The 21,699-nt window shown below is 63.5% G+C and carries 14 protein-coding genes; 5 read left to right on the forward strand and 9 right to left on the reverse strand.

Annotated features, from left to right (window positions below; translation table 11 throughout):
- Positions 1-85: 85 nt before the first annotated feature.
- The 3 genes from E5P2_RS30275 (at position 86) to E5P2_RS30285 (ending at position 11,568) form a co-directional block, all read left to right on the forward strand.
- A complete protein-coding gene (locus E5P2_RS30275) occupies positions 86-1,108 on the forward strand; it encodes a helix-turn-helix domain-containing protein (protein WP_068674082.1) in 1,023 nt (340 codons plus the stop codon).
- A gap of 309 nt (positions 1,109-1,417) precedes the next feature.
- Entirely contained in the window at positions 1,418-10,948 is a 9,531-nt protein-coding gene (locus E5P2_RS30280) for a choice-of-anchor D domain-containing protein (RefSeq protein ID WP_162570917.1), read from the forward strand.
- 224 nt (positions 10,949-11,172) lie between these two features.
- Positions 11,173-11,568, forward strand: a complete 396-nt coding sequence (locus E5P2_RS30285) for a hypothetical protein (protein ID WP_146039557.1) — start codon at positions 11,173-11,175, stop codon at positions 11,566-11,568.
- Between the two features lie 409 nt (positions 11,569-11,977).
- On the opposite strand, the gene E5P2_RS30290 is transcribed toward E5P2_RS30285, so the two are convergent.
- Positions 11,978-13,342 (reverse strand): Y-family DNA polymerase, encoded by a 1,365-nt coding sequence (locus tag E5P2_RS30290; protein ID WP_068674076.1) that lies wholly within the window; start codon positions 13,340-13,342, stop codon positions 11,978-11,980.
- Complete coding sequence (gene imuA, locus E5P2_RS30295; RefSeq protein ID WP_083944143.1) at positions 13,287-14,129, reverse strand: translesion DNA synthesis-associated protein ImuA; 843 nt, start codon at positions 14,127-14,129, stop codon at positions 13,287-13,289. Before imuA ends, E5P2_RS30290 begins: the two co-directional genes overlap by 56 nt.
- 236 nt (positions 14,130-14,365) lie before the next feature.
- Here imuA and E5P2_RS30300 point away from each other — a divergent pair, with 236 nt between their 5' ends.
- Entirely contained in the window at positions 14,366-14,617 is a 252-nt protein-coding gene (locus E5P2_RS30300; protein ID WP_068674074.1) for a hypothetical protein, read from the forward strand.
- A gap of 122 nt (positions 14,618-14,739) precedes the next feature.
- On the opposite strand, the gene E5P2_RS30305 is transcribed toward E5P2_RS30300, so the two are convergent.
- The 7 genes from E5P2_RS30305 to E5P2_RS30335 all read right to left on the reverse strand — a co-directional run bounded on the left by E5P2_RS30305 (position 14,740) and on the right by E5P2_RS30335 (position 19,956).
- The gene (locus E5P2_RS30305; protein ID WP_068674072.1) at positions 14,740-15,297 is read right to left on the reverse strand and encodes a nucleoside 2-deoxyribosyltransferase; all 558 of its coding nucleotides are present in this window, start codon (positions 15,295-15,297) and stop codon (positions 14,740-14,742) included.
- Positions 15,298-15,366: 69 nt separating this feature from the next.
- Positions 15,367-15,906, reverse strand: a complete 540-nt coding sequence (locus E5P2_RS30310; protein ID WP_068674070.1) for a hypothetical protein — start codon at positions 15,904-15,906, stop codon at positions 15,367-15,369.
- A gap of 232 nt (positions 15,907-16,138) precedes the next feature.
- A complete protein-coding gene (locus E5P2_RS30315) occupies positions 16,139-16,939 on the reverse strand; it encodes a hypothetical protein (RefSeq protein ID WP_068674068.1) in 801 nt (266 codons plus the stop codon).
- 111 nt (positions 16,940-17,050) lie between these two features.
- Entirely contained in the window at positions 17,051-17,773 is a 723-nt protein-coding gene (locus E5P2_RS30320; protein ID WP_068674066.1) for a hypothetical protein, read from the reverse strand.
- Positions 17,774-17,901: 128 nt separating this feature from the next.
- Positions 17,902-18,276 (reverse strand): hypothetical protein, encoded by a 375-nt coding sequence (locus tag E5P2_RS30325; protein WP_068674064.1) that lies wholly within the window; start codon positions 18,274-18,276, stop codon positions 17,902-17,904.
- A 506-nt stretch (positions 18,277-18,782) separates the two neighbouring features.
- The gene (locus E5P2_RS30330; protein WP_068674062.1) at positions 18,783-19,259 is read right to left on the reverse strand and encodes a hypothetical protein; all 477 of its coding nucleotides are present in this window, start codon (positions 19,257-19,259) and stop codon (positions 18,783-18,785) included.
- Between the two features lie 217 nt (positions 19,260-19,476).
- Complete coding sequence (locus tag E5P2_RS30335; RefSeq protein ID WP_068674060.1) at positions 19,477-19,956, reverse strand: DUF4262 domain-containing protein; 480 nt, start codon at positions 19,954-19,956, stop codon at positions 19,477-19,479.
- Between the two features lie 122 nt (positions 19,957-20,078).
- On the opposite strand from E5P2_RS30335, the gene E5P2_RS30340 reads away from it, so the two are divergent.
- A complete protein-coding gene (locus tag E5P2_RS30340; RefSeq protein ID WP_068674058.1) occupies positions 20,079-21,398 on the forward strand; it encodes a replication-associated recombination protein A in 1,320 nt (439 codons plus the stop codon).
- Positions 21,399-21,699: the final 301 nt, after the last annotated feature.

Genomic DNA, 21,699 nt, shown 5'->3' on the forward strand with positions numbered 1-21,699 from the left:
ATGGTGCTCGTTCAAGCACTGTCGTACAATAACCCCAAGCGCCGCAACCGCAGCGCATTAAATTCAATGTAGTTTCGAGGACCCAATGCCCGCCACCGCCAACCAGGTCGATGCAACCTCCCGCAAGCGTAAGCTTGACCTCGCCGACCGCCTAGAGCTGGGCGCGCGTCTGCGAAAGCTGCGCGAAGCGACTGGCAAAACCACGCTCGAAATTGCCGAGGAGGTCTTGGGCTATCAGGGCAGCCATGCCGCTGTTTCCCGCCTCGAGCGAGGCGTCTTCTCCGTTGTCAACCTCGACCACCTCGACAAGCTCGCGTCCCGCTACGCCACGGACTCGGCCACTCTGCTCAAGGGCACTGGCGATGTCGAAACCGCGGCACTGCCTGAGGTCACAGGGGAATGGTCCTTCGACGACATCGCGCCTGGTATCCATTTCCGCCTGCGAGACCTTCGGCAAGCGCTCGGCCTTTCCAGGGCGCAGATGGCGACGCGCCTCGGCCACAGCACCGCGACAGTCCTGAAGGGGTGGGAAGAGCGCCTCGCCACCCCTCGTCCCGACACGATTCTCCGTATTGCCACCGAGTTCGGCGTTTCGGGTAGTTGGCTCATTCTTGGCGCCAAGGGAAAGGCCCCGCGGCCGACTCAATCGATGCGCCTGCGCGCACTTCGTCATGCTTCCGACGTCTCCCGCAACCAGCTTGCGATGAAGGTCGAGCCGCTCGATTTTCAGGGACTGCGCACTGCTATCAGCCACGCAGAATCCGGCGTGCGCGGCTTGCCGAGCGACCGCCTGCAGAGCATTGCAAAGGCCTTTGACGTGCCGGCTGACTGGCTTGACCCCGAAGGCCTGCGCTACGCGCCAGCTACCCCCATTGACGCCCCGGCGCAATCCGAAGCGGACTACCTCGCGGGCCTGCCTGCCACGGTCAGAAGTCTTGTCAACAATCTCGTTGCCATGTTCACAACCGGCTTGCTCGACAGTGGCGACGTCGCCTCTGTCAACAAGGAGCTGTCGCGTCGTGCCTGGAAGCGCGCAACGCCCTCAACGGCGCCAGTCAGCGGCGCGCAAGTCGGGGACGTGCGGCGCTCCCGCATCGTGACCGCCTAAGGCCCCTACCGACTTCAGGCACAGGCGGCCACCGACCTCCGGAAGGCCCAAGGTCGCCGCAACGGCCCCTAACACCCTGTGGGGCGAGGTCTTGGCACCGCGCGCTTCAGTACCGCCGCCAACTCCTCGCCAAGAGCTCGTCGCGCGTGCGCAGGCCGCCCCGAACGAGGGACGCGGCTGTGCCCTCTCTGCGCGCCGCGGATGGGCCTGAAAAGAAGGGGCCTAAAACCCCGCACTAGACGGTCCCTGGCTATAGGCCCAAAGCCCCCGGAATCCGTCAGGGGGCCGCTGTCCGAACTGTCTAGAAAAATGCGTCCGTCCTTCAAGCGCTTCGTCTGCGCGCTCCTCAGTGCAACCATTGTCCTCCAGCCCGCGCTCAGCGCAGCCGCGTCCGATTTCCGGTATCGCATTCCAATCGACATCAAGCTGACGGGCCAGGCTGACCTGGAGATTCAGCCCGAGCTCACCGATTTTGGGGACGTGGCTCGCACCCAAATGCGGACCTTGCCCGTCAAGGTCGTCAACCACGGGGGCGGCGCCGCCACGGACGTGACCGCGGTCGCCACGGCTCCTTTCGCCGTGGAGAAGACCTGCTCAACCGTGCCGGCACATGGCGAGTGCACCATGCTGGTCAGCTTCATGCCACAAGAGGCCGGCCCACAATTCGGAAGCCTGGTGCTCCAGGGCTCGAACAGCCGCGCCGAGGGCTCTCTCATCGGCAACGCCGTACGTCTCCTCACGGACCTAGAAATCTCGGAAAACGGCTGGAACTTCGGCACCTGGAAGCTCGGCACGACGAGCACGGTCAAGCAGCTTGCAGTCAAGAACGTCGGGAATGTCCCTGCCATCATCAGCCAGATGTACTTCCTGGACGGGGGTTCCGACTTCAAGGTGAGCCACAACTGCAGCACCAGCCTCAGCCCAGGCGCCGCATGTATTGTTGCCGTGAACTTCATACCGACCGCCATGGGGCAGCGCGTGGGCGCGCTCCGCGTGAAGAGTGGGGACGGCAGCATCCGTGACGTTGGGATGCTCGGCTTCGGCGGCGACCACACGGACCCCAGCGAAGGTGCCGTGGACGGCCGCTTGTCAGCCCCCGACTCCGTCTCGCTTGGCGACGTCGTTGTCGGTGAAGCGCCGGCGACGAAGACCATCACCTTGGCCAACGCCGGAACCAAGGAGCTCACGCTGGGTTCGCCCACCTTGGGTGGCCCAGACGCGGCTTTGTTTTCGTCCAGCTCGACCTGCGGGGCAACTCTTCCCGCGTACGCTACCTGCCAGCTCGCCCTCGCGTTCTCGCCTGCCGTGGTCGGAACATTCAGCGCTCAACTGGCCATCCCGACGGGCGCCGGACAGACCACGCTCACCAAAACTGTCGCTTTGTCTGGCAAGGGCGTCTCGTCTGCCGCCAAGGGCCAACTCAGCACGAACATGTCCGAGGTCGACTTCGGCACGACAACGCTCGGCACAGCGGTGAGCCGCGTCGTGCGCGTGACGAATGCTGGTCCGGACGTCGCGGAGGTCACGCACACGTACGCGACGAACTCGGCGAACTTTGTGGTCACGACCGGCTGCACCGCGCCGCTGGCAGCCGGGGAATACTGCGACCTGACCGTGCAATACACGGCCAGCTCCGTGGAACGGTCCATCGGCGACCTGGTCATCGCCTCCCAGGCCGGGCAGAACCTGCTCGTTCACCTCAAAGGGCATGTGCCTGCACCCGTGCTGGAAGTTGCCCCCGGCTCACTCCAGTTCGAGGCGATGTCGCAGGGGGACACCTCCAACTATCAAGAGGTGACGGTGACGAACGTCGGCTCCGCGCCGCTCGAGGTCACGAACGTCGGCCTCGCCAGCACGGTGGAGTTCAACCAGGAAAACAGTTGCGGGTCGCCGTTAGCCCCTGGCGCATCCTGCGCGGTGCGCGTGCAGTTCACGCCAAACGGGAGTGGCACTCGAGAAACCGAGCTGCTCGTTGTTTCGAATGACCCGGTGAATCCGGCCGCCTCCGTGTCCCTCAGAGGCGTTGGCCTTAGCAGCGAGTTGCAATTCACTCCGTCGCGGCTCGCGTTCGGCTCGGTTTCGATGGGTTCGTCCTCCGCGCCCGAGGACATCACCATCTCCAGCGTGGGAGCCGGCAATGCGCTCATTTCTGGCGTGAACATCCAGGGCTCAGGGTTCTCTCAGGTGAACACGTGTGGCGTAAAACTGCCGAAGGGCGAGAGTTGCACCGTAACCGTGACATACACCCCCACCGCAGCGGCCAGCGAAACTGGTTACCTTCGCGTCTACTCGCCTCAGGGAGTCCAGATGGCTTCCCTGAGCGGGGAGGGGTTGACGGCCGACCAGGCGTTGGTCGTCGACAAGCGGTACCTCAACTTCGGGTCCTTCGAAGTCGGCCAAGGCTCCAGCGCTGATATCCAGGTGTCGAATTCCGGCAGCGAAGCGCTCTCACTCAACGCGCCAAGCTTGAGTGGCGCCGATGCAGCCGCTTTCACGACGTCGACGACCTGTGGCGCGACGCTCGCCTCCTCTGAGAGCTGTGTTGTCAGCGTCGCCTTTTCCGCACAGGCCCTGAAGCCGCATGCTGCGGCATTGACCGTAGCGACGGCCGGCGGCGTCCAGCGCGAGGTCCTGCTCTACGGGAAGGGGGTCGACCATGTGCCCGCGGCCGTGCTGACTGCCTCGCCCAACCCGCTCTCCTTCGGAGCAGCAACGCCGGCCAGCCCTGCTACTGCGGCACTGCGCATCTCCAACGCCGGGCCTGAAGCAGTATCGCTGGTCTCCGTGGACTCCACGGACCCGACAAACTTCACGTCAAGCGAGACCGATTGTCGGGAGCCAATCGCCGCGGGCACCCACTGCGACCTTCCCGTACGATTCCTTGCGGGCAAAGACGGCCTGGTAACGGCACAGCTCAACCTGCGCGCCGAGAATCAGCAGCCCCTTGCCGTTGCCCTGACGGGCCAGGGGCCGACGCCGCGCATCTCGGTCGCCCCCACGGCGCTGGACTTTGGGAGCGTGGACTTCCTCGCCACGGCCCCGCAGCAGACCGTGACCGTCCAAAACACCGGCAACGCTCGCCTGGCCCTGAGTGGTGTCGGCATCAGCGGTGCCTTCACCCAGTCGAACACGTGCGGCCCGGAGCTGGCCCCGTCCGCGACCTGCGAAATCCAAGTGGGATTCAACCCCGTCAGCGGAGGAGCACAAGCGGGCACGTTGGTGATTTCGTCGAACGACCCGACGATGCCCACCTATTCGGTGGCGCTCGCGGGTCTCAGCTTGCTCGGCAGCGTCGCCGCGACGCCCACCGAGCTGGCCTTTGGCCAAGTTGCGATGGGCGAGCACGCCGCGCAGGTCGTGTCGATTTACAACCCGGGCCCGGGTGGCGTGGGAATCTCCAGCATCGCCCTGGACGGACTGAACAAAACCGCTTTTTCGTTCACCAGCGACTGCGGCCCTCAACTTGGCAAAGACAAGGCCTGCTCGGTCACGGTGCGTTTCTCGCCGCAGGCAAGCGGTGCTCACGAGGCAGCCCTCGCGGTGGTGCCACAGACCGGCAATCGGCTGACGATTCCTCTGACAGGCAACGGTCCGACCGCCCGTGCATCGGTTGACTCGAACAGCCTCGCGTTCGGCTCGGTCGTGGTTGGCGAAAGCTCCGCTGCCCAGACCGTCATGCTGACAAACGAGAGCACCGGCCCTCTGAACGTCTACGACATCTCGATGGCTACTGGCGCAGAGAGCTTCGGCGTCTCGTCCGACTGCGTCTCTCCCCTGGCAACAGGTCAATCCTGTCCACTGTACGTGTCCTTCACGCCGGCGTCTGGCGGTGCATTGACGGGCGCGCTCCGCCTGAAGACGGCGAATTCCGGCGGCCCGCTGGATGTCGCGCTGACCGGTACAGGCCTGCTGCCGCAGGCCGCACTGAGCCAACCGAGCGTCGACTTCGGCACGGTCTACGTCGGCGGAACCGCTGAGAGCGTGGTGCAGGTGAAGAACACCGGAGCCTACCCGGTCAAGGTCAACTCCATCGGTATCCCCGACAACACCTGGTTTCAGCAAAACAACGCATGCAGCCAGCCCCTGCGAGCGGGAGAGGCCTGCGACATCGCGCTCAATGTCTTTCCGACCACCGCTGGCCCTCAATCGAGCACGCTGACTGTCCTGACCACCGCAGGGACGCTGACGGCGACGCTCGGCGCCACGGGCCAAGGGGTCAAGCTCACGCGCGTGACGCCCTCGATTGCCGACAGCAACGGCGGCACTCTCGTTTCCGTCCTGGGTGCAGGCTTCACCGCCGCGACAAGGATATTCTTTGGCGACGTTGCTGCATCCACCATCCAGGTACGTGGCAGCACGCAGCTGGACGTCGTGGCCCCTGCCCACGCGACTGGCGTGGTCGACGTCACGATGACGAACGACGCGGGCCTCACCGCAACGCTGCCGCAGGCCCTGCGATACGCCGGTGCCCCTGTCATCGCGAGCACAACTCCTGCAACCGGCTCCGTCGCCGGCGGCTGGCCCACCCTCCTGCAGGGCCGAGATTTCGCCGAGGGCATGAAGGTCCTGGTCGACGGGCAAGCCGCTCAAGTGACGTCCGTCTCGGCAGACGGCTCGAGCGCAACAGTCGTCGTGCCGGCGCGGCTCTCCCCGGAGGCAGGCACTGTCGACGTGGTCGCCACCACCGCCGTCGGCAACGGGACGCTCTCCAAGGGGCTGGCCTATGTCCTGCCACAAGGCAAGCTTAAGCTCCTGGGCCAGGGCGCATTTGGCAACATCGCAGTTGGCGCAACCTATGGCCGCATCTTCACATTGACCAATACAGGAGACCTGCCGACGCAGCTGGTGGGCCTCTCCCCCGAACCGAGCGGAACGTTCTCCATTGGCACCAACGGGACCTGCCCAACGGCACTTCCCGCCCCACTCGCGGTCGGTGCAAGTTGCACGGTCGAGGTGCTTGCCTCCAATGCCGCGCAAGGCACGGTCGCCGGCACCCTCACCGCCTCCACGGGTGGGCCTACGGGCACCCAGGTCTCCGTCAGCCTGTCTGCCTCCTTCGTGCAGGCTGACTACGCGCTCTCTGGCACGGCAGGGTCCATGGCCCTCGTCAGCGGCAACTATCCGACCATCATCGCAATGAGCGAAGAGGGTGGCGCGAATGGAACGCAGCAGAAAATCATCTACCTCAACAACGTCCTGAAGGCCGCAGGCACGCGCATTGACGCGGCTACCGTGACCATCACCGGCGCGGATGCGGGGCAGTTCGCTATCACCGAGGTCCGCAAGTCGAGCAACAGCGGCTCGTACAGCTCGAGCGGGGCAAGCATCTCGGGCGACCGCCTCACGGCCACCGGTGCCACGGTTGACGCGGGTTCGGGCACGTACCCGCACCTCGGCGTTGTGGTGACCTTTGCCCCCAAGGCGAAGGGCACGTTCAATGCTCAGTTGAACATTGACTACAACGGGGGGAGCCGAGCACAGCTGCCACTATTCGGCGTGGCCGAATACTTCAGCTACGCCGCGCTCTCTGGCACGGCGTCCGCAAATCCTGTGGTCGCACCCAATGGTGACTTCGGCACGCTGACGTTCAACGACGGCGCAGGGCTCACGTCCGATGCGCTCAAGCGCAAGTTCTTCCTGGTCAGCACTTCCAATGCTGGGAAGCGTCTGCAAGCAACACATCTTTCAATCATCGGCGCCGACGCCGCGAGTTTTGCCATCACCGGGTACTCCTATCGGGCTACCGCCGACGGCACGCTCCCGGCCCAGGACGTTCGCCCCGCGAACATGCGCCAAGGGTCCGTCGCGGAGGCTCTCCTAGTCGAAATTGCCTTCTCGCCCATGCGCGCAGGAGCCCAGGAGGCGCAGCTTGTTGTGGAGCACAACGGCGACAACGCGCAGCCAGCCGTCGTGAACTTGACAGGCACCGGCGCGTATGACGTCTCCGTTCAGGCCTCGGGCGGTCCATTCATCGCGGACATTCCGCCATTCCCTGTCACGGGCGTGGGCGCGAGTTCGACCCTGGACACCTACGTCCGCAACACCGGCACCTTCGGTCAGGTCACCTGGAAGTCGATTCAAATCGTCGGCTCGCAGGCCTTCTCGGTCAAAGGGGTGAGTCTCACGAACACGGGTAGCACGAGCTCAAGCGCGTTGCAGGCGCAACCGGCCTCGACGCGCTACGTGAACATGAATCTCGTGGGCGCTGACGCCCGCACGATGGGTCTGTCCGACCTGCGTGCCCTGCTCGCGTTCTCTCCCACGACCACCGGGGTGCAAACGGCAACGGTAACGGTGTTTCATGATGGCCCCGGCGGAAAGACCACTTACACCCTGACGGGTGAAGGTCGCCGTGCAGCGGCAGCCCTCTCCTCGACGGCCGCCGCGCCCTATGTGCCCGCCAGCGGCGACCTTGGCGTTGCTGGGTTCAACGCCCCCGGTGATGCGAGCAACGGTTCCGTCTCGAAGACCCTGAATGTGGTAAATTGGAACACGCTGGGGCTGCTCAGGGTGACGCGTCTGCGCATTACGGGCGCCGATGCGTCCGCATTCGCCATCGAGTCGTACCCGAATCAGCCGGGGGGCTACGTCCCATCGCCCGATGTCTCCCCGGCCGCAATGGTCCAGGGCACCGCTTCGGCTTCTCTGCCGTTCAAGGTCAAGTTCTTCCCCGTCAAGCTCGGGGCGCACGAGGCAAAGCTCGAGGTCTACCACGACGGAATGAATATCTCGCCCGTTGTGCTGCCCTTGTCTGGCACGGCCTCGCGTGATGTGATGCTCGCCGTGTCCGAGGGCACGAGCGCGACCATCGTTGAGCCAACGCCGTTTGCCGACACCCTTGTTGGCAACACCTCGAACGAAAGGTCGTTCTACCTCCGGGCAACGGGTTCCGCGGGTGCCGTGACCTACACAGGTGCCTCAATCGAGGGGACAACGGACATTGCACTCACCGGTTCCGGCCTGGTCCGCCAAGGCGGAACGGCTGCCGTTGCATCGGCGTTCTACAGCCGGGTCGCCAGTGCCGAATTCAACTACGTGGGCGCGAACGTCGCTCCTACTGGCGGCTACACGGACCTAGTCTTGAAGTTCACCTTCCAGCCGTCCAGCCTTAGCCAGCAAGTGGCAAAGGTAACGGTGACCCACAACGGGCCTGGCGGCAAGACGACGTTCTTGTTGACCGGCAATGGCGTGCAGCCCATTGCGGCCCTCTCAGCGGCCAGCGCCCTGGCGGCCAATCCCGCGCCACCAATTTCTGACTTTGGCGTGGTGTCGTACAACGCGAGCAATCCGTCACCCACCCCCACCACTCTGACGAACTACGTGGTGAACACCGCCGGCGTCGGTAGCCTGCGGGTGAACCGCATGGTCATCACCGGCCCCGATGCGAGCAGCTTCCAGTTCACGAGTTGGACAGGCCAGGGGACGGCTCCGGCTGCGAACGACGTAACCCCGATAGGCATGGTCCAGACCACCAGCACAGGGCCTCACTTCAAGGTGACGTTCCTCCCTGCACACATGGGCGTGCACACCGCGCAGGTCGCCATTTACCACAACGGGGGCAACACGAATCCCCTGGTCCTGCCAATTTCCGGCACGGCGGCGAGCGATGTTAACGTCACGGTGAGCGACCTCGCCACTTCCGTCCAAGCCCCGGCGCCGTACCCTGTGACAGTTGCTGGAACCACGGCGAGCAAGCTCATCTATCTCCGCGTCACTGGAACGAAGGGCCAAGTGACCTACACGGGCTTCAAGGTTGAGGGCTCTCCAAGCTTTGGGGTGACTAGCTCGTTGAACAAGTACCCCAAGGGCACGACCAGCTATGGCGGCATCGTCAAGAACTACAACCCTGATGTCGTTCGTGAAGATGCGTTCTCGTGGGCGGGCGAGGATATCAGCAAGTCCGGAGCCGTCACGGACCTGGGCATCACGGTGCGTTACGCGCCCACCGAAGTTGGCACTGAGACAGCCAAAGTCACGGTTTTCCATACGGGCCCAGGGGGTAAGACCGAGTTCCTTCTCTCTGGCAGCAGCATTAAGCCCATCGTGCAGTTCTCTGGTACCAATGTTTCGAAGCCTACGGCTGCATCGGGCGACATGGGGGTCGCGACTTACAACGGCCCGACCGGTGCGGCAGCAGGCACGGTGCTGAAGGACCTCTACCTCGTGAACACCAACAAGGTCGGCTACGCGAGCGTGCCACGCATGCGCATCGTCGGCGCAGATGCATCTGCATTCACGTTCGCGACCTGGACAAACTACTCGAGTGCAGAAAACACAGGCCAGGATGTTTCGCCCACCTCGCTGAAGCAGAACAACGTCAGCACCAATCTGAACGTGCGGCTGCAGTTCAAGCCAACCAAAGCAGGGGCACACGCCGCGCAATTGCTCATCGACCACAATGGGGCTAACACGTCGCCCTTGACTTTGGACCTCTCCGGGGCGGGCGAGCGTGACGTGACGGGAGTCTTCGCGACGGTGGACTTTGCTGACAACGGACTCATTCCGGATTTCGCACCACAGGCCAGCATTGCCAACAGTGCGTTCGGTTCCAGCACGAAGCTTGTCAACCTTCGGGTCGCCGGGTCCCGCGGACGCGTCACCTACAGCGGCTTCAAGGTCGAAGGCTCGCCGGCCTTTGCGGTCACGACGGTCTATGCTGTCCATCACACCGGTGCGTCGAAGACGCAGCTCTTCACCTACGCCGCGCCAGGCGTGACGGAAGGCGCCGCGCCGTACGTCGGCGCTGACGTTGCCGGCGGAGCCGTTCTTAGTGACTACGGCCTCAACGTGACCTTCGCCCCGACCACCCTCGGCGCGCATACGGCGACATTGACCGTCTTCCACGACGGGCCTGGGGGCCAGACGTCGTTCCGCGTGAACGGTGCGGCTCAAACAGAGATGCAGCTGTCATCGCGTCCCGACATTGCCGACTATGAGTTTGGTGCCTCGCTGTCGAGCATGGCACAAGTGTCCGCGCCCTTGCCTGTGTACATCCGGCGCACCACCGGCACGACACCTCTCCAAGTGGGTACGGTCGAGCTCAGTGGGCCGGATGCAGACCAGTTCTCCATCTTGTCGGTGGTGAACGTGACGGACAACGCTGGTACGCAGGGTACCAGCCTGTGGAGTGATTCGCAGGGTGCCCAATCAGCAGCCGTGAACGCTTCGCTGGCCGGCGCCACTGGGGCAGTCAACGTGGTGTACCGGCCATCGCGCACGCCAGGCGCAAGCGGGCACACTGCGACGCTGACGGTCAGCAGGGCCGGCTTCGCCTCGCAGAGCGTGCAGCTCACGGGCTCCGTGGCTTCGGACGGCCAAGGCTTTGCCCGCTTCCGTCCCAAGGCCTCGTGGAACCTCTCGCAAGACAATCTGATTGCCACAGCTGTTTCTCCCAACTACGTGGGCATCGGGCCAGCCGGCGGGATTCGCGCCGGCAAATGGTACTTCGAGGTGACGGATGCATCGCCACCGCCTGTGGTCAACCCGACGACGAATGGCGACGGCTCGCGCAACTACTACACCTACGCGACGAATCTGATGCAAGTGGGAGTTGGCATTGGGAGCAGCACGCCTGGCGCTACCAACACCTTGGCACTCGCCCCAGGAGTGTTCTATGACTACCAAAGCGGAACCTCGCGATACTGGACCCAGTTCAGCGCGGGCTACAACACCCCGGCGGGGTACTCGGTCGCCACCGACGCTCGACTGAAACTGGAGACCTACAAGGCATACGGCATTGCCATCGACTACGACAACCGGAGGTTGGACATCTATGTTCAGACCTCTTCAGGTTGTGCGAAGGCGTTGTCGTATTCCCCGAAGCCCGAGGCTTTGGCCTGACACTTCGGCGTGGTACCCCGTCATAAACAGTAATGCGACCAAGTCGATGGTGCTGACCAAAGGTGAGGGCGGCACGTTCCGCTGCAAGCCAGCAGGCTACGAGGCGCTTCGGAATTGAAAGCGCGGCCTGCACGGTATGTCGCGGCTGAGGAGGTTCGCTTCTTCGGCCGATGAACAGCGCATGGCTATAGGCCGGCAGGCAACGTCCATCTTTCAGGAACCCCATGAGTCATCTCTTCAGTGTCAAGAACTTCTCTTTGTTCAGTGCTTTGCAGTCAACCGGAACCCTGGCCCGACTGTGCCGAGGGGGCGGGGCGCAGACCCCTAACGACGGCCTGCATCGATTCGTCCTCCGCTCTCCCGAGGTGCAAGCCGCGGTTCGGCGCTCGACTGGCCTGCCCGACTTCCGCATCCGAATTGCCTACCCCGAGGACCCGATAGCAGCGGGCTTCATGGCTGCCGCCAACACGCTGCGGCTCGAGGTTTACACCGTCGAAGGCAAGCCGGTCGGTGAACCACAGCTGCTGCCGAACCTCGACGATGATTTGGCGGTGGCCATCGAGGCGGAACTTTTCCACGAGCTCCTGAAGAGCAAAGGCATCGACATCCCGCTGCTGTAACCATTTCGGCCGCCCTCTCTAGGGCGGCTTTTCCTTGGACCTTCGGGACGCTGCCGGGGCCACCGCTCGGGCCTGCGGCCCGACGCGTCGCGACGCGACTTTCTATACAGGACATGTGCCCCCTCTAGGAAATATCCATGCCTCTTACTTCCGCCCCGACGGTTTCATGGCCGGCATTGACTTTCGGACCCGTAAACCTATGGAGTGCTCCGCCTGCTTGGCGCAGGGTCGGAACACAGCGGGTACCTCAACCCCGCACCTCCACGCCGAGTTGCCGCAGCGCCCCAGGACTCGTACACCCCGGGGTCCGCGCATTGCTGCGCACCCGATGAACTCCTTCCAAGCCCCTCGAGTAGGGGCTTTCTTTTGAGCTCGGATGCATCTCGCAACGGGTGGGTCGTGCGCCCGATTAAGCGAATACGCCATGGAGGAACCATGCGCTTTCTTCGCTCGCAAGGCGGGTTTGGTACACCCATAGCAAGCCAGCATGCTCACTCAGCGCGACGAAATAGTCACGCGCAACGTGACGTGTTTCGACCTGGTCGGAGGTGGCGGCCTTTCCTGGCGACGCCTGGTCAGTCAAGCTCTCACCGACCCGGTCGAACCAACCATGCTCGATGCGATGCGGGCCTATCAAGAACTTAAGGGGGCCTTGGTACAGGGGTTGTGACTCACGGGAGGCCAGGCGCAGTGGTTTGGGCAGGATGAAGGTGGGCTGAGGGCAGTCGAGTAGGCGCGCCACCTGCCTTGGGCGCTTGTCCGGAGCAGGCTGCCAATGGCACATCCATTCCGGCCGGTGGTCCTCCAGGATGACAGGTCGCAAGACCCGCTCTGGCCCCAGCCGCGCGGCGATGCGCTCCAGCACCAATGCCAGGCCTTCGCCGTCCGGTAGCGTCTCAGGCAGCAGCGAAAAACTGTTTTCTTCGAGCGGGCGAACGTCGTCTGCCACCAGTGCGAGGTCCCCCACGGGCGCCAGCAGCTCGACCTTGGCCAGGTTCTCGGCCAGCAATCGGCTCAAGTGCTCGATGTTGCGCGTTGGCTCCGCTGTACGAACCGACAGTTCGCCGCCATCTCCGGCTGCCTTGGCGCGCATCGCGTCGTGACACCACTTCAGCGTGAAAGCTGTCGTCCCGGACCGCCTTGCGGCCAACCAGGCGCACAGCTGGAGCAGGAGCCGACGGGCGCCAAAGAGAAGCGCCGGCGCCATCTCGATGCGAGACATCAGCTCGAGCTTGGCAGCAAAGGTGTCGGGAAGTTGCACCCAGGCATGCGCCTCCGGCTTGAGGCCATAGGCCTGGTCCAAAGCCCCCAACAGTTCCTTGTCAAAGCGCCGGCTCAGCCCGCCACGGGGGAGGGCGCGCACTTGGCCGAGGGTCTGGCATCCGATGCGTTCAAGGATGGCGGCATGCGCCGCGGCGGAAGCCAGAACTTCGACGGGGAGGGCGTCCAGCAGGGCCTGGAGGGGTTTGGAAAACCCGTTCGATTGACCCGTGCGCGCGACCGCCACCGCGGCGAGACTGGTCGGGGCCCAGGCAAGCTGACCCACCCCCATCTCTTCCGCCTCGGTTTTCACCCGCTCGACGAGCTTCCGCTTGCCGCCAAACAGGCGCACGCTCGCCTCCAGCTCCATCACCACCGCAGCAGAAGCGGAAGCCGCATCGATGATGCTGACGCGCGGGGTGAACTGGAGGCACCAGACCGCCAGGCCACGGATTGCTTCAGTGCGCTGGGTGTCGGAGAGCTGGCTGTCGGGAAGTAACGCTGCCCAGAGCATCTGATGGTTCTCCAGCGGTCACGCGAGGCTTGCGCGCGGCGAGGAGCACGCTCGGCTTCGACAGCCGGGGCGTGATGAGCGGCGCCAGGCCGCGGGGAATTGACGGCAGGTGCAGCACGCCGTCATGGGTGCTGCCTTTGCGCTTCAGCAGGTGCACCTGAAGCTCCCAGTCGACGCCATAGCTCACCTGCAGGCGCAGCGGCGCCGCGGAGGGCTCGTGCTGGGCCGCGGCGGGCCGGCACAGGACCACTGGGCTGTCGCATCCCTGGGCGCACACCTGAAGCCGTCGAATCTGCTCCTGACGCGCTTGCGGGAGCCAGGCCACTAGCATTCCGGCTGCGTTCGCCTTCACCAATTGCTCGGTGACCCATAGGCGCTCCGCCGGCGTCGCCGCCTGAATCCAGACCATTCGGCGCTCATCGATGCCCTCATCGCGCAGGCCTGGCAGGTGGGGAGCCTTCGGCGGTCCCACGATGACGATATCCTTGCCATCAGCCACAACCTGGCGCATTGCCGGGGCAAGCAGGCGCCACTCGAGCACGGTCGGCTGGGCCTGGAGCAGTTCGGTCAGGGAGCGGGCCGGCCAACCCCCGCCCGGCAACTCTGCATCGAGTGCGGCGAAGCCGGTGGGAACCACCTTGGTGACAGGCGAGCCAAGCTGGTCGCCGCGCCATAGGGCAGCCTCGACGGAGGCGGGCAACTCGCCCGGCTTCAGGACGGGCTTGACGCGGCGGGACGGCAGGGCCGGCGCGTCGTCATCGTCGGCCCATTCCAGAAGGGCGGCCATGACGGGCTCCGGTACTGTATGGACGTCCAGTTTACGCGCCTTTTCAGGCGCGTACAGCAGCCCCTCCAGGCGAGTCGGGTTTGGCCGGAGCCTTCCAGCCGAGGAGCAAGGGTCTCACTTTCGTGTGTCTGAGCTACGGGAAAGTTGGACATGTGCCCTGTTTCTGTGTGCGGCGCCCCCAGAGGGCGCGGCCCGCCTTGGTGCTACACGAAGGAGGCCAACTCACCCCCTCAATCATGCTGCACCCCCGAATCGACCTCGCGGCTCGCAAAGCCCAGCAACCCGTTCCGCCGAACTTGAAGACCGCCGAGCATCACTGGCTGGAGGTCAAAGACATGGACGGCCATTCCTTCGGCTTGGTCGTTGCGCAATGGAATCCGGGGGCGCGCAAATGGAGCCATTCCGGCAACGTCGGAACAGGCTTGTACCTGAACTCCGACTACTGGCGCTATGTAGCGCCCTGCCCAATGCCGGATTTCCCCGCCTGATTATTTCGCCCCGCCGGCTTTCAAGCCGTCGGGGCGATGCTTCTGGCGTTCTCCGCGCGGAATGCAACTGCGATTACTCACTAAGCGCCACAAGGGGTACTGAACTACCCAGCGAGCTTTATCTATTGGGCCTGAAGCAGCCCAACCTGCTGGAAGTGGCTGGCAATTCGGTCTAGAGCTGCGCGCGCAGACGGCGCAATCTCGGCGGAACGCGACAGCATGAGGTTGAGGCGCTGCCCGAGGCCTTCGACGTGAACCTTCGTGGCGGTTTCGCACTGGCCACCGCGGCCGTCCGATTCGCAGGGAAGAGTGGCGGCTACTCGGGATGCGTAAGTGCCGGCAGGGACGCCGTAGGCAACGACCGGCTTCTTGAGCGCCACAGCGAAGCCCACCTCATAGACGGTTCCGGAATCCGGTTCGGTCCCCCGAAAGTTCACCAGGTTGGCTGCAATGCCGTCCGCGCGCTGGATGAGCTCGATGTTCGCGTCGTAGATTCGCTGGGCGATTTCATCCTCGGTGCCCCCGAACCCGTCCGGCAGGCCGCCATCGGACGGCACTAGGGCAACCATCCCGAGCTGCTCGCAATGGGCCTTCAGCGCCTTGAAAATCTCGGCGCGCTCGGGGAAGAAGACGTCAGGCCCGGCCAGGTAGACGTGCGGGCGTGCTGGTTGCTCTCTCATGGAAACTCAAGAAATTGAAAATGAGGCGCGCCGTAAGGGCGCTCATCTGTTATTGGCGGTGGAATCCGTTCAGTCGTCCAGGCGTATCCGAGGGGCGAAGCGGTCCGGGTACAAGTTGCGCATCCGTGCGCTGGGGCTCACGACCTCAATCGGAGTCAACACGGAGACGCCCTGCTCGCCCGATTCCTTTCTAGGCATGAAAGCGGGAGTCGCCGAACACGGCCCCTGAAACCACATATAGCCCGTCTGCAGGCCGTCGTACTTCATCCACAGGATGCGAAAGCGGTCCACCAGTACCTGGCGCGGCTCCTCCCAGGTGTCCCGGTTAATCTCAACGACATCGCCAATGCGGGCGCCGAATTTTGCGAGCAGCCACGCCTCGCACGTCTCGAGGTGAAGCTTCTTCTTGCCCGCCATCAGGTAGTCGTAGGCGTCCTGCAAGAGTCGATTCAACGGACCCTCGCGCGCTGCTTCCTCGGCGGCGCCCGCCTCGATGTTCATTCGAAAGACGCGGTAGCACAGCGAGGCATGTGCCTCGCCGGCGGAAATCCCAGCTGCCGTGCAACGCTGAATCAGGAGTTCGACTTCCTTCGTGATGTGGTCGTCCACTGCAGCTTTTCTTGCCAGTTCTTGGGTAGCGGGCATAGTCACATCCTGAATTTGTTGTTTGAATGGAGCTCGTTGGGTGCCCGTGGGTACCCGTTCCAGGCTCGCGGGTTCGCGTGCCTAAGAGCCCTAAAAGCCATCATTATAGCAGCTATAAAGCTTTCGAGCTAGAACCGTTTTAGGGTGACTCGCGCAAGAAAACGGACGGCGGTTAGGCGCGTCCGTTTTAGGGAAATCAGAGCAGGTCGCTCAGCAAATGAATCTGGCCCTTCAGCAAGGCCTTGTCCCGCATGCTCAGCCCGCGCACCAGTCGATGTGCCAGGGCCGCTGCGTCTCTCCGGTCTTGCTCCTCACGCATTGCGCTGGGGAAGATTTCACCAGCCAGGTACTGCGCCATCAGGTGGTCGATGCCGCGAATACCTTCTCGGCGTAGGCGGATGATTCGGTCAAGGTCATCGCCCAAGGTCTTCGGCGGCACCTCAGTCGCTCCCTTGGAGAGCGACATCTTGCCCGTGTGCACCAGATTGCCTTCTGAAAGGCGGAAGGCCAGGTCAAAGCCTCGCCGATGGTCCTCAGGCTCCGCCGTCAGGACGATTTTTCCACTTTCGCGCTGGTGCTGGGCGGCCCGGTCTCGCAACGGCCCACGCAGCAGCACGCGCTGACTGCCGAGGTCCATGCCAGCGGGAAGCGCGAGAAGCGCCCGAATCCACGGAGTTGCGGGTTCGCCCGTGGCCTGCCGAAGCTCACCGCGGGCCATCTCCAGCTTGGCGTAGATGCGAGTCAGGTCGCCCTTCCATCGGTAGCGCTGGTCGGCGGTCAGGCTGTCGACTAGAAGCGCCTGCGAAGTCCCGCGCCAGTATTGCCAGTAGTCGAAGCACGCGTGGTGCAATGCACGCGCGCCCGGGGAGGCCTCGGCATCCTGAGGCTCGAGCCTGAGGCCAATTCCGCGGCGGCCGTGGCGTCCGGGTTTGTATTCGAAAGGCTCTATCGTGTGACCGCGGAGGCAGTCGAAGATTTGGAATGCGAGAGTAGTCATTGGGTGCCCTTGAAGTTTGTTTACCTCCTTCGTCTAGCGAACACGCCGCGGTCAAGCGGGAAAAAGCTCCCAGGGCATTGCCGAGGGAGCTAGAAGGAGGGGAGGTTGAAATCAGTCTTGGCTGGAGGGCTTCTTGGCAGCCGGCTTGAACTCCGGATTGCTGCCGGTCTCGACGCGGACTGTGGTGTCCAGCGAGGGGACTTCGAAGTACATGCGAACACCGCCTGTCGTATGCATGCAGGAACCCGCGTGCAGCTTGATGCCCAGCTTCTTGGTTCCAGCGCTCGCCAAGGCGTCCGCCCAGCGGTTGCGGTCTTTGTAGTCGACCGGGCAGGGGTTGCGCTTGTACGCCTTCACGGCTTCTTTGGTCATCACGTCGATTACATCGACGGCCGACACAGGGGCTTGTTGCTTGGCCAGGTAGCGCACGCCCTGCACAACAAGGGGTCGATGCTTCTCGGTCGCATCGCGTATCGTTGACTTCACCGCATCCAGGTGCCGGCTTGCATTTTCGCCTGCCCATTTCGAGAGGGCGCCATACGAGGATGCCGCGGTCAGGTGCAGGTCGAACTCGCTCTTGCCATCAACCGGCTTGTGCGCGTACTGCACCGGAAAGTGCAACGGTCGCTCGAAGCGCGTGCGGTCGGTCAGGATGACTTCGACGGGAACGTCACCGTCGGGGTCCTCTTCGTACTTGACTTCGATGAGGCCCCGCACGATGGCGTACAGGTCCTCCATCTCCTTCGGGTCCACGGGAGCAAAGCCGCCATCGGACTTCTTCTTGGTCTTGAGGAATGCGTCAATGCGCCGCAACAGGGTGGCTTTCGTGGTCATGTGTGTCTTTGTCTTGAGGGGGTCTTCCTCGTCTAGGCAACGGCTGACGCCCGAGCTGGGACGGTCCGCAAAGGCGAGAAGAAATCCCCCGCTGCGGCTCGCGCAGGCAGGGGACCGGAAATCAAGCGCTAGCCGATTTCAATGAACTCGGGCTCGTCCGAGGGTGAGGCTTTGGGGGCAGTCGAGAGCGCCGCGCGAATACGGGTGCCTGCGTTGTGCGCGCCGTTCGCCATGGCTTGGTGGATTTGCTTGCCGAACTCCGTGGCGAACTTGCTCCTCGCGACGCCTCCGTACTCCAGCGCAACCTGGTCACAGAGCGCCCCGGCTTCTTCAAGCACAGCGTCACGGGCAAGGACAGGCGACGGCGGCAGCTCCTCGCGCGGCACAAGGAGTGTGTCCTTATCCTTCTCGTCGCCAGTTACGTCAAACAAGGTGCGGTAGCTCACCGCGGCCGGCGGCGCTTCGCAGGGGTCGGGCAGGTTGGTCCAGGAGTTGATGGTCATGCTTCAGGTCCTTTGTGGTCAATGGTCTGATTCGTCTAGCGATGCCTGATGCGCGCCGCCCGTGCCTAGCAGTCCCGTATAGGCCTGATAGGGCCAAAGCTAGGGGCTCCCGGCAAGAAGAAACCCCCGCCGGATAGCGGGGGCTTGGAATCAGCCTAGGCCGTAGCCTTCAGTTCGCATGAAGCACTCCTTGGTTGGTTGCAGGGCAGGTGGCGCGGATTCATGCGAATCCGTCACCGTCGTGCAGCTTGCGCATCGAGACCTCCTTAATATGCAGTTGAGCCCGTGAAGGGGCGATGGAGTTGGGTTTGGCCTAGCAGCCGCTGCCGCCGCCGTTTTGCTTGCGCATGGTCACCTCCTTGGGTTGCTTGATGCGACGTATAGCGATGGCGACGTGCGATTTACCTGCTCCCGGGCCACTGGTGCGTACCCGGTAGCCCAAAAGAATAGCCGCCCGGGGAAGGGCGGCTTCAGAATGGAAGTGGCGTCGTCGGAGGTCGGAGATTTCAGTCCCGAAGGCGCTCCATGTCCTGGTGATGCCGGTATTCCGCGATGAGCCAGAGCAGGCCGCACACCAGCAGGGTCGATAGGGCTGGGAGCAAGCCCAGTTCCAGCGTCGGGGCCGCGCCTACCCCATCGATATGGCTGCCCACGACGAAGACCAGCATCACAGGCGCGATGAGGCGCATCGTCGGCTGATACAGCAAGCCCCGCGACAACGAGGGAAGGGCAATGATGCAGCCCACGAACGTTCCGATGGCCATTGAGACAACAGTCAGCCGGAAGTTGACTGAACCTGCGTAGAGCAAGAAGCCAGCGCAAGCCAGCAGAGCTGGGTACAGCGCGCGGCGTGCTGTACGCACGAGCGGGACGGAGCTGAAGGCGCAACGCCGCATTTGAGCCAGCGCCACGTACTCGCCAAGAAAGGCGATGCCCGCAAAGGCCAGTGCAAGAAGGAGCAGAGAGGGAGCGGTGAGTGTCATTTCGTCATTTCGAGTGGTCCTGCACCGTATAACCGTCTGCTCGACTTTGCCGCGTTGCAGGTGCGCCGAAATGGGCTCCGAAGGGCTATTGCCGCTCAGCCGCAGGGGAATGGCCGAAGGCTTGCCTTACGTCGGGCGGTCCTGCGCGACCAGCACGCGAAAAGGAAAGACCGCCGGGCGTGCCGACGGTCTGAAGTACTGAATCGATAGACTTGGCTCAGTGCACGGCTCGCCGGATGTGCTGATGCTGTTTCCAGCCTTCTTCACACTCCGGCTCCCACGGAAAGTGGCCCTTACGGTCAGGCAGCGCCACCTGGCTGAAGCTGGCCTGACCGCGACTGCGATGAATCGCCCGTCCGACCATGTCGCTCACCTGCTCGGGCGCCACCGGCACCAAGTGAAAGGGCATGGGCCATCTGCCGAGCGTGTGCTTGCCGATTTGTCGTGTCGCGTCGACCGGTTCCTCTTGCTGCCAACGTGCGATGTCGTTCAGCAGCTGGTGGCCGTACTCGAGGGGAAGCCCCATCACGATGAGTTCAGAAAGCCCTCGCTGGTGAAGACCGATGGTGTACGAGAAGAACGGGCCGGGATGCTCCTCTGTCGGGAAGACGCCCTGGACCATCCAGCCTGCACGTGCAATCAGCTCTTCAGCGTGCGGGTCGAGGAAGTCGGGGATATTTTTGATTTCTTCAGGCATTGTTGATTCCATTCGTTGTCCTAGCCTCCCTGTAGCACCCAAGATGCTCGGGATGGTACTGCCGTGGCGACCATGCAGCTATAGGTGGGCGCCGGAGATAACCAGCATGCGCTACAAGTTGGATGTCGGACCTCTTCTCCACCGCCCCAACTCCTCCCCTTGCGGAGCTGCTTCGCCCGACTTGTTTGGATGACGTCGTGGGTCAGCAGCACCTCGTGGGGCAGGGCAAGCCCTTGCGCCTGGCCTTCGAGGCCCGAACCCTGCACTCCTTCATCCTTTGGGGTCCCCCAGGTGTCGGCAAGACGACTTTAGCGCGCCTGACTGCCCGGGTCATGGACTGCGAGTTCATTGCGCTGTCAGCGGTCATGGCCGGCGTGAAGGAGATTCGCGCGGCGGTCGAGCGTGCTGAGCAGGCCTTGAATCACCGTGGCCGCAAGACCATCCTTTTCATCGACGAGATTCATCGCTTCAACAAGGCCCAGCAAGACGCACTCCTCCCATTCGTCGAGGCAGGAACCTTCGTTTTCTTGGGAGCCACGACTGAGAACCCATCTTTTGAGGTCAATTCCGCTCTGCTCTCCCGTGCGCACGTCTACGTTTTGCAGTCCCTGAGCGACGACGAGCTGGCGGCGCTGTTCAAGCGCGCGCAGCCCTCCCTCGGAGGCCTCGAGTTCGACGATGGCGCGCTCGCTGCTGCCATCGGCTTCGCTGACGGGGATGCCCGCCGCTTCCTCAATTTGCTAGAGCAGCTCAGCACCGCGGCAAAGGCCGCCAGGGTGACCAAAGTCACAGAACCATTCGTGCGCGAGGCCTCCCCGGCAGCGCTGCGCCGGTTCGACAAGTTCGGCGATGACCTGTACGACACCGTGTCGGCGCTTCACAAGTCCATCCGGGGCTCAAGCCCCAATGCCGCGCTCTATTGGCTGGCACGCATGCTGGACGGCGGCGCTGACGCGCGCTATGTGGCACGACGCCTTGTTCGCATGGCAAGCGAGGAGGTTGGCAACGCAGACCCTCGGGCTCTGCAACTAGCCCTGAACGCTGCTGAATCCTACGAGCGCCTCGGCTCGCCCGAGGGCGACTTGGCCCTCGCACAGGCGGCCGTGTACATCGCGATGGCGCCGAAGTCGAACGCTGTGTACAAGGCTTGGAACCGTGCCAGGGCGTTCGTGCGAACGGATTCGAATAGGCCTGTCCCCATGCACCTGCGCAATGCGCCCACAGAGCTGATGGCGCAGCTTGGTCACAACAAGGGCTATCGGTACGCGCACGACGAGCCGGACGCCTACGCGGCAGGGGAGAACTACTTTCCGGAAGGCCTACCGGAGATGGACTGGTACCAGCCGGTCTCCCGTGGGCTCGAGGGCAAGATTGGGGAGAAGCTCCAGCACCTCCGCGGGCTCGATGCCGCTGTCCGAACCACACCTCGCGACCCGAAATAGAAACATGATGCTGATATTTCTATCACTATCCTGATAGCCTCACTGCATGAGCAATCCGGTTCCAACCGACCTGAATCGCGAGATTTCCCATCGGCTCCTGGCAGCGATGACGGCGCATCCTTGTCTGAAGACCCAGTTAGCGCTGTTGGAGCACTCAGGCGTCCCCCAGGCGACCATCAGCAAGATTTCGCGAGGCAAGCTCAAGGTCCCCGTCGGCACCTTGCTGACCCTTGCCGAATCGCTCGGCGTTCCTATGCCAGCCCTACAGCCCTTGGACGCTGGGTCGGTAAGCGCGGGGGCG

It is taken from the genome of Variovorax sp. SRS16, assembly GCF_901827165.1.
Classification (GTDB): Bacteria; Pseudomonadota; Gammaproteobacteria; order Burkholderiales; family Burkholderiaceae_C; genus Variovorax.

What these genes read in the sequence shown, in the direction of transcription:
- E5P2_RS30335 (WP_068674060.1), bottom strand. Translation starts at nt 19,956, where the DNA reads ATGCCTGAAGAAATCAAAAATATCCCCGACTTCCTCGACCCGCACGCT.
- E5P2_RS30305 (WP_068674072.1), bottom strand. Translation starts at nt 15,297, where the DNA reads ATGAGAGAGCAACCAGCACGCCCGCACGTCTACCTGGCCGGGCCTGAC.
- E5P2_RS30300 (WP_068674074.1), top strand. Translation starts at nt 14,366, where the DNA reads ATGCTGCACCCCCGAATCGACCTCGCGGCTCGCAAAGCCCAGCAACCC.
- E5P2_RS30290 (WP_068674076.1), bottom strand. Translation starts at nt 13,342, where the DNA reads ATGCTCTGGGCAGCGTTACTTCCCGACAGCCAGCTCTCCGACACCCAG.
- E5P2_RS30280 (WP_162570917.1), top strand. Translation starts at nt 1,418, where the DNA reads ATGCGTCCGTCCTTCAAGCGCTTCGTCTGCGCGCTCCTCAGTGCAACC.
- E5P2_RS30285 (WP_146039557.1), top strand. Translation starts at nt 11,173, where the DNA reads ATGAGTCATCTCTTCAGTGTCAAGAACTTCTCTTTGTTCAGTGCTTTG.
- E5P2_RS30315 (WP_068674068.1), bottom strand. Translation starts at nt 16,939, where the DNA reads ATGACTACTCTCGCATTCCAAATCTTCGACTGCCTCCGCGGTCACACG.
- E5P2_RS30275 (WP_068674082.1), top strand. Translation starts at nt 86, where the DNA reads ATGCCCGCCACCGCCAACCAGGTCGATGCAACCTCCCGCAAGCGTAAG.
- E5P2_RS30330 (WP_068674062.1), bottom strand. Translation starts at nt 19,259, where the DNA reads ATGACACTCACCGCTCCCTCTCTGCTCCTTCTTGCACTGGCCTTTGCG.
- E5P2_RS30325 (WP_068674064.1), bottom strand. Translation starts at nt 18,276, where the DNA reads ATGACCATCAACTCCTGGACCAACCTGCCCGACCCCTGCGAAGCGCCG.
- imuA (WP_083944143.1), bottom strand. Translation starts at nt 14,129, where the DNA reads ATGGCCGCCCTTCTGGAATGGGCCGACGATGACGACGCGCCGGCCCTG.
- E5P2_RS30320 (WP_068674066.1), bottom strand. Translation starts at nt 17,773, where the DNA reads ATGACCACGAAAGCCACCCTGTTGCGGCGCATTGACGCATTCCTCAAG.
- E5P2_RS30340 (WP_068674058.1), top strand. Translation starts at nt 20,079, where the DNA reads ATGTCGGACCTCTTCTCCACCGCCCCAACTCCTCCCCTTGCGGAGCTG.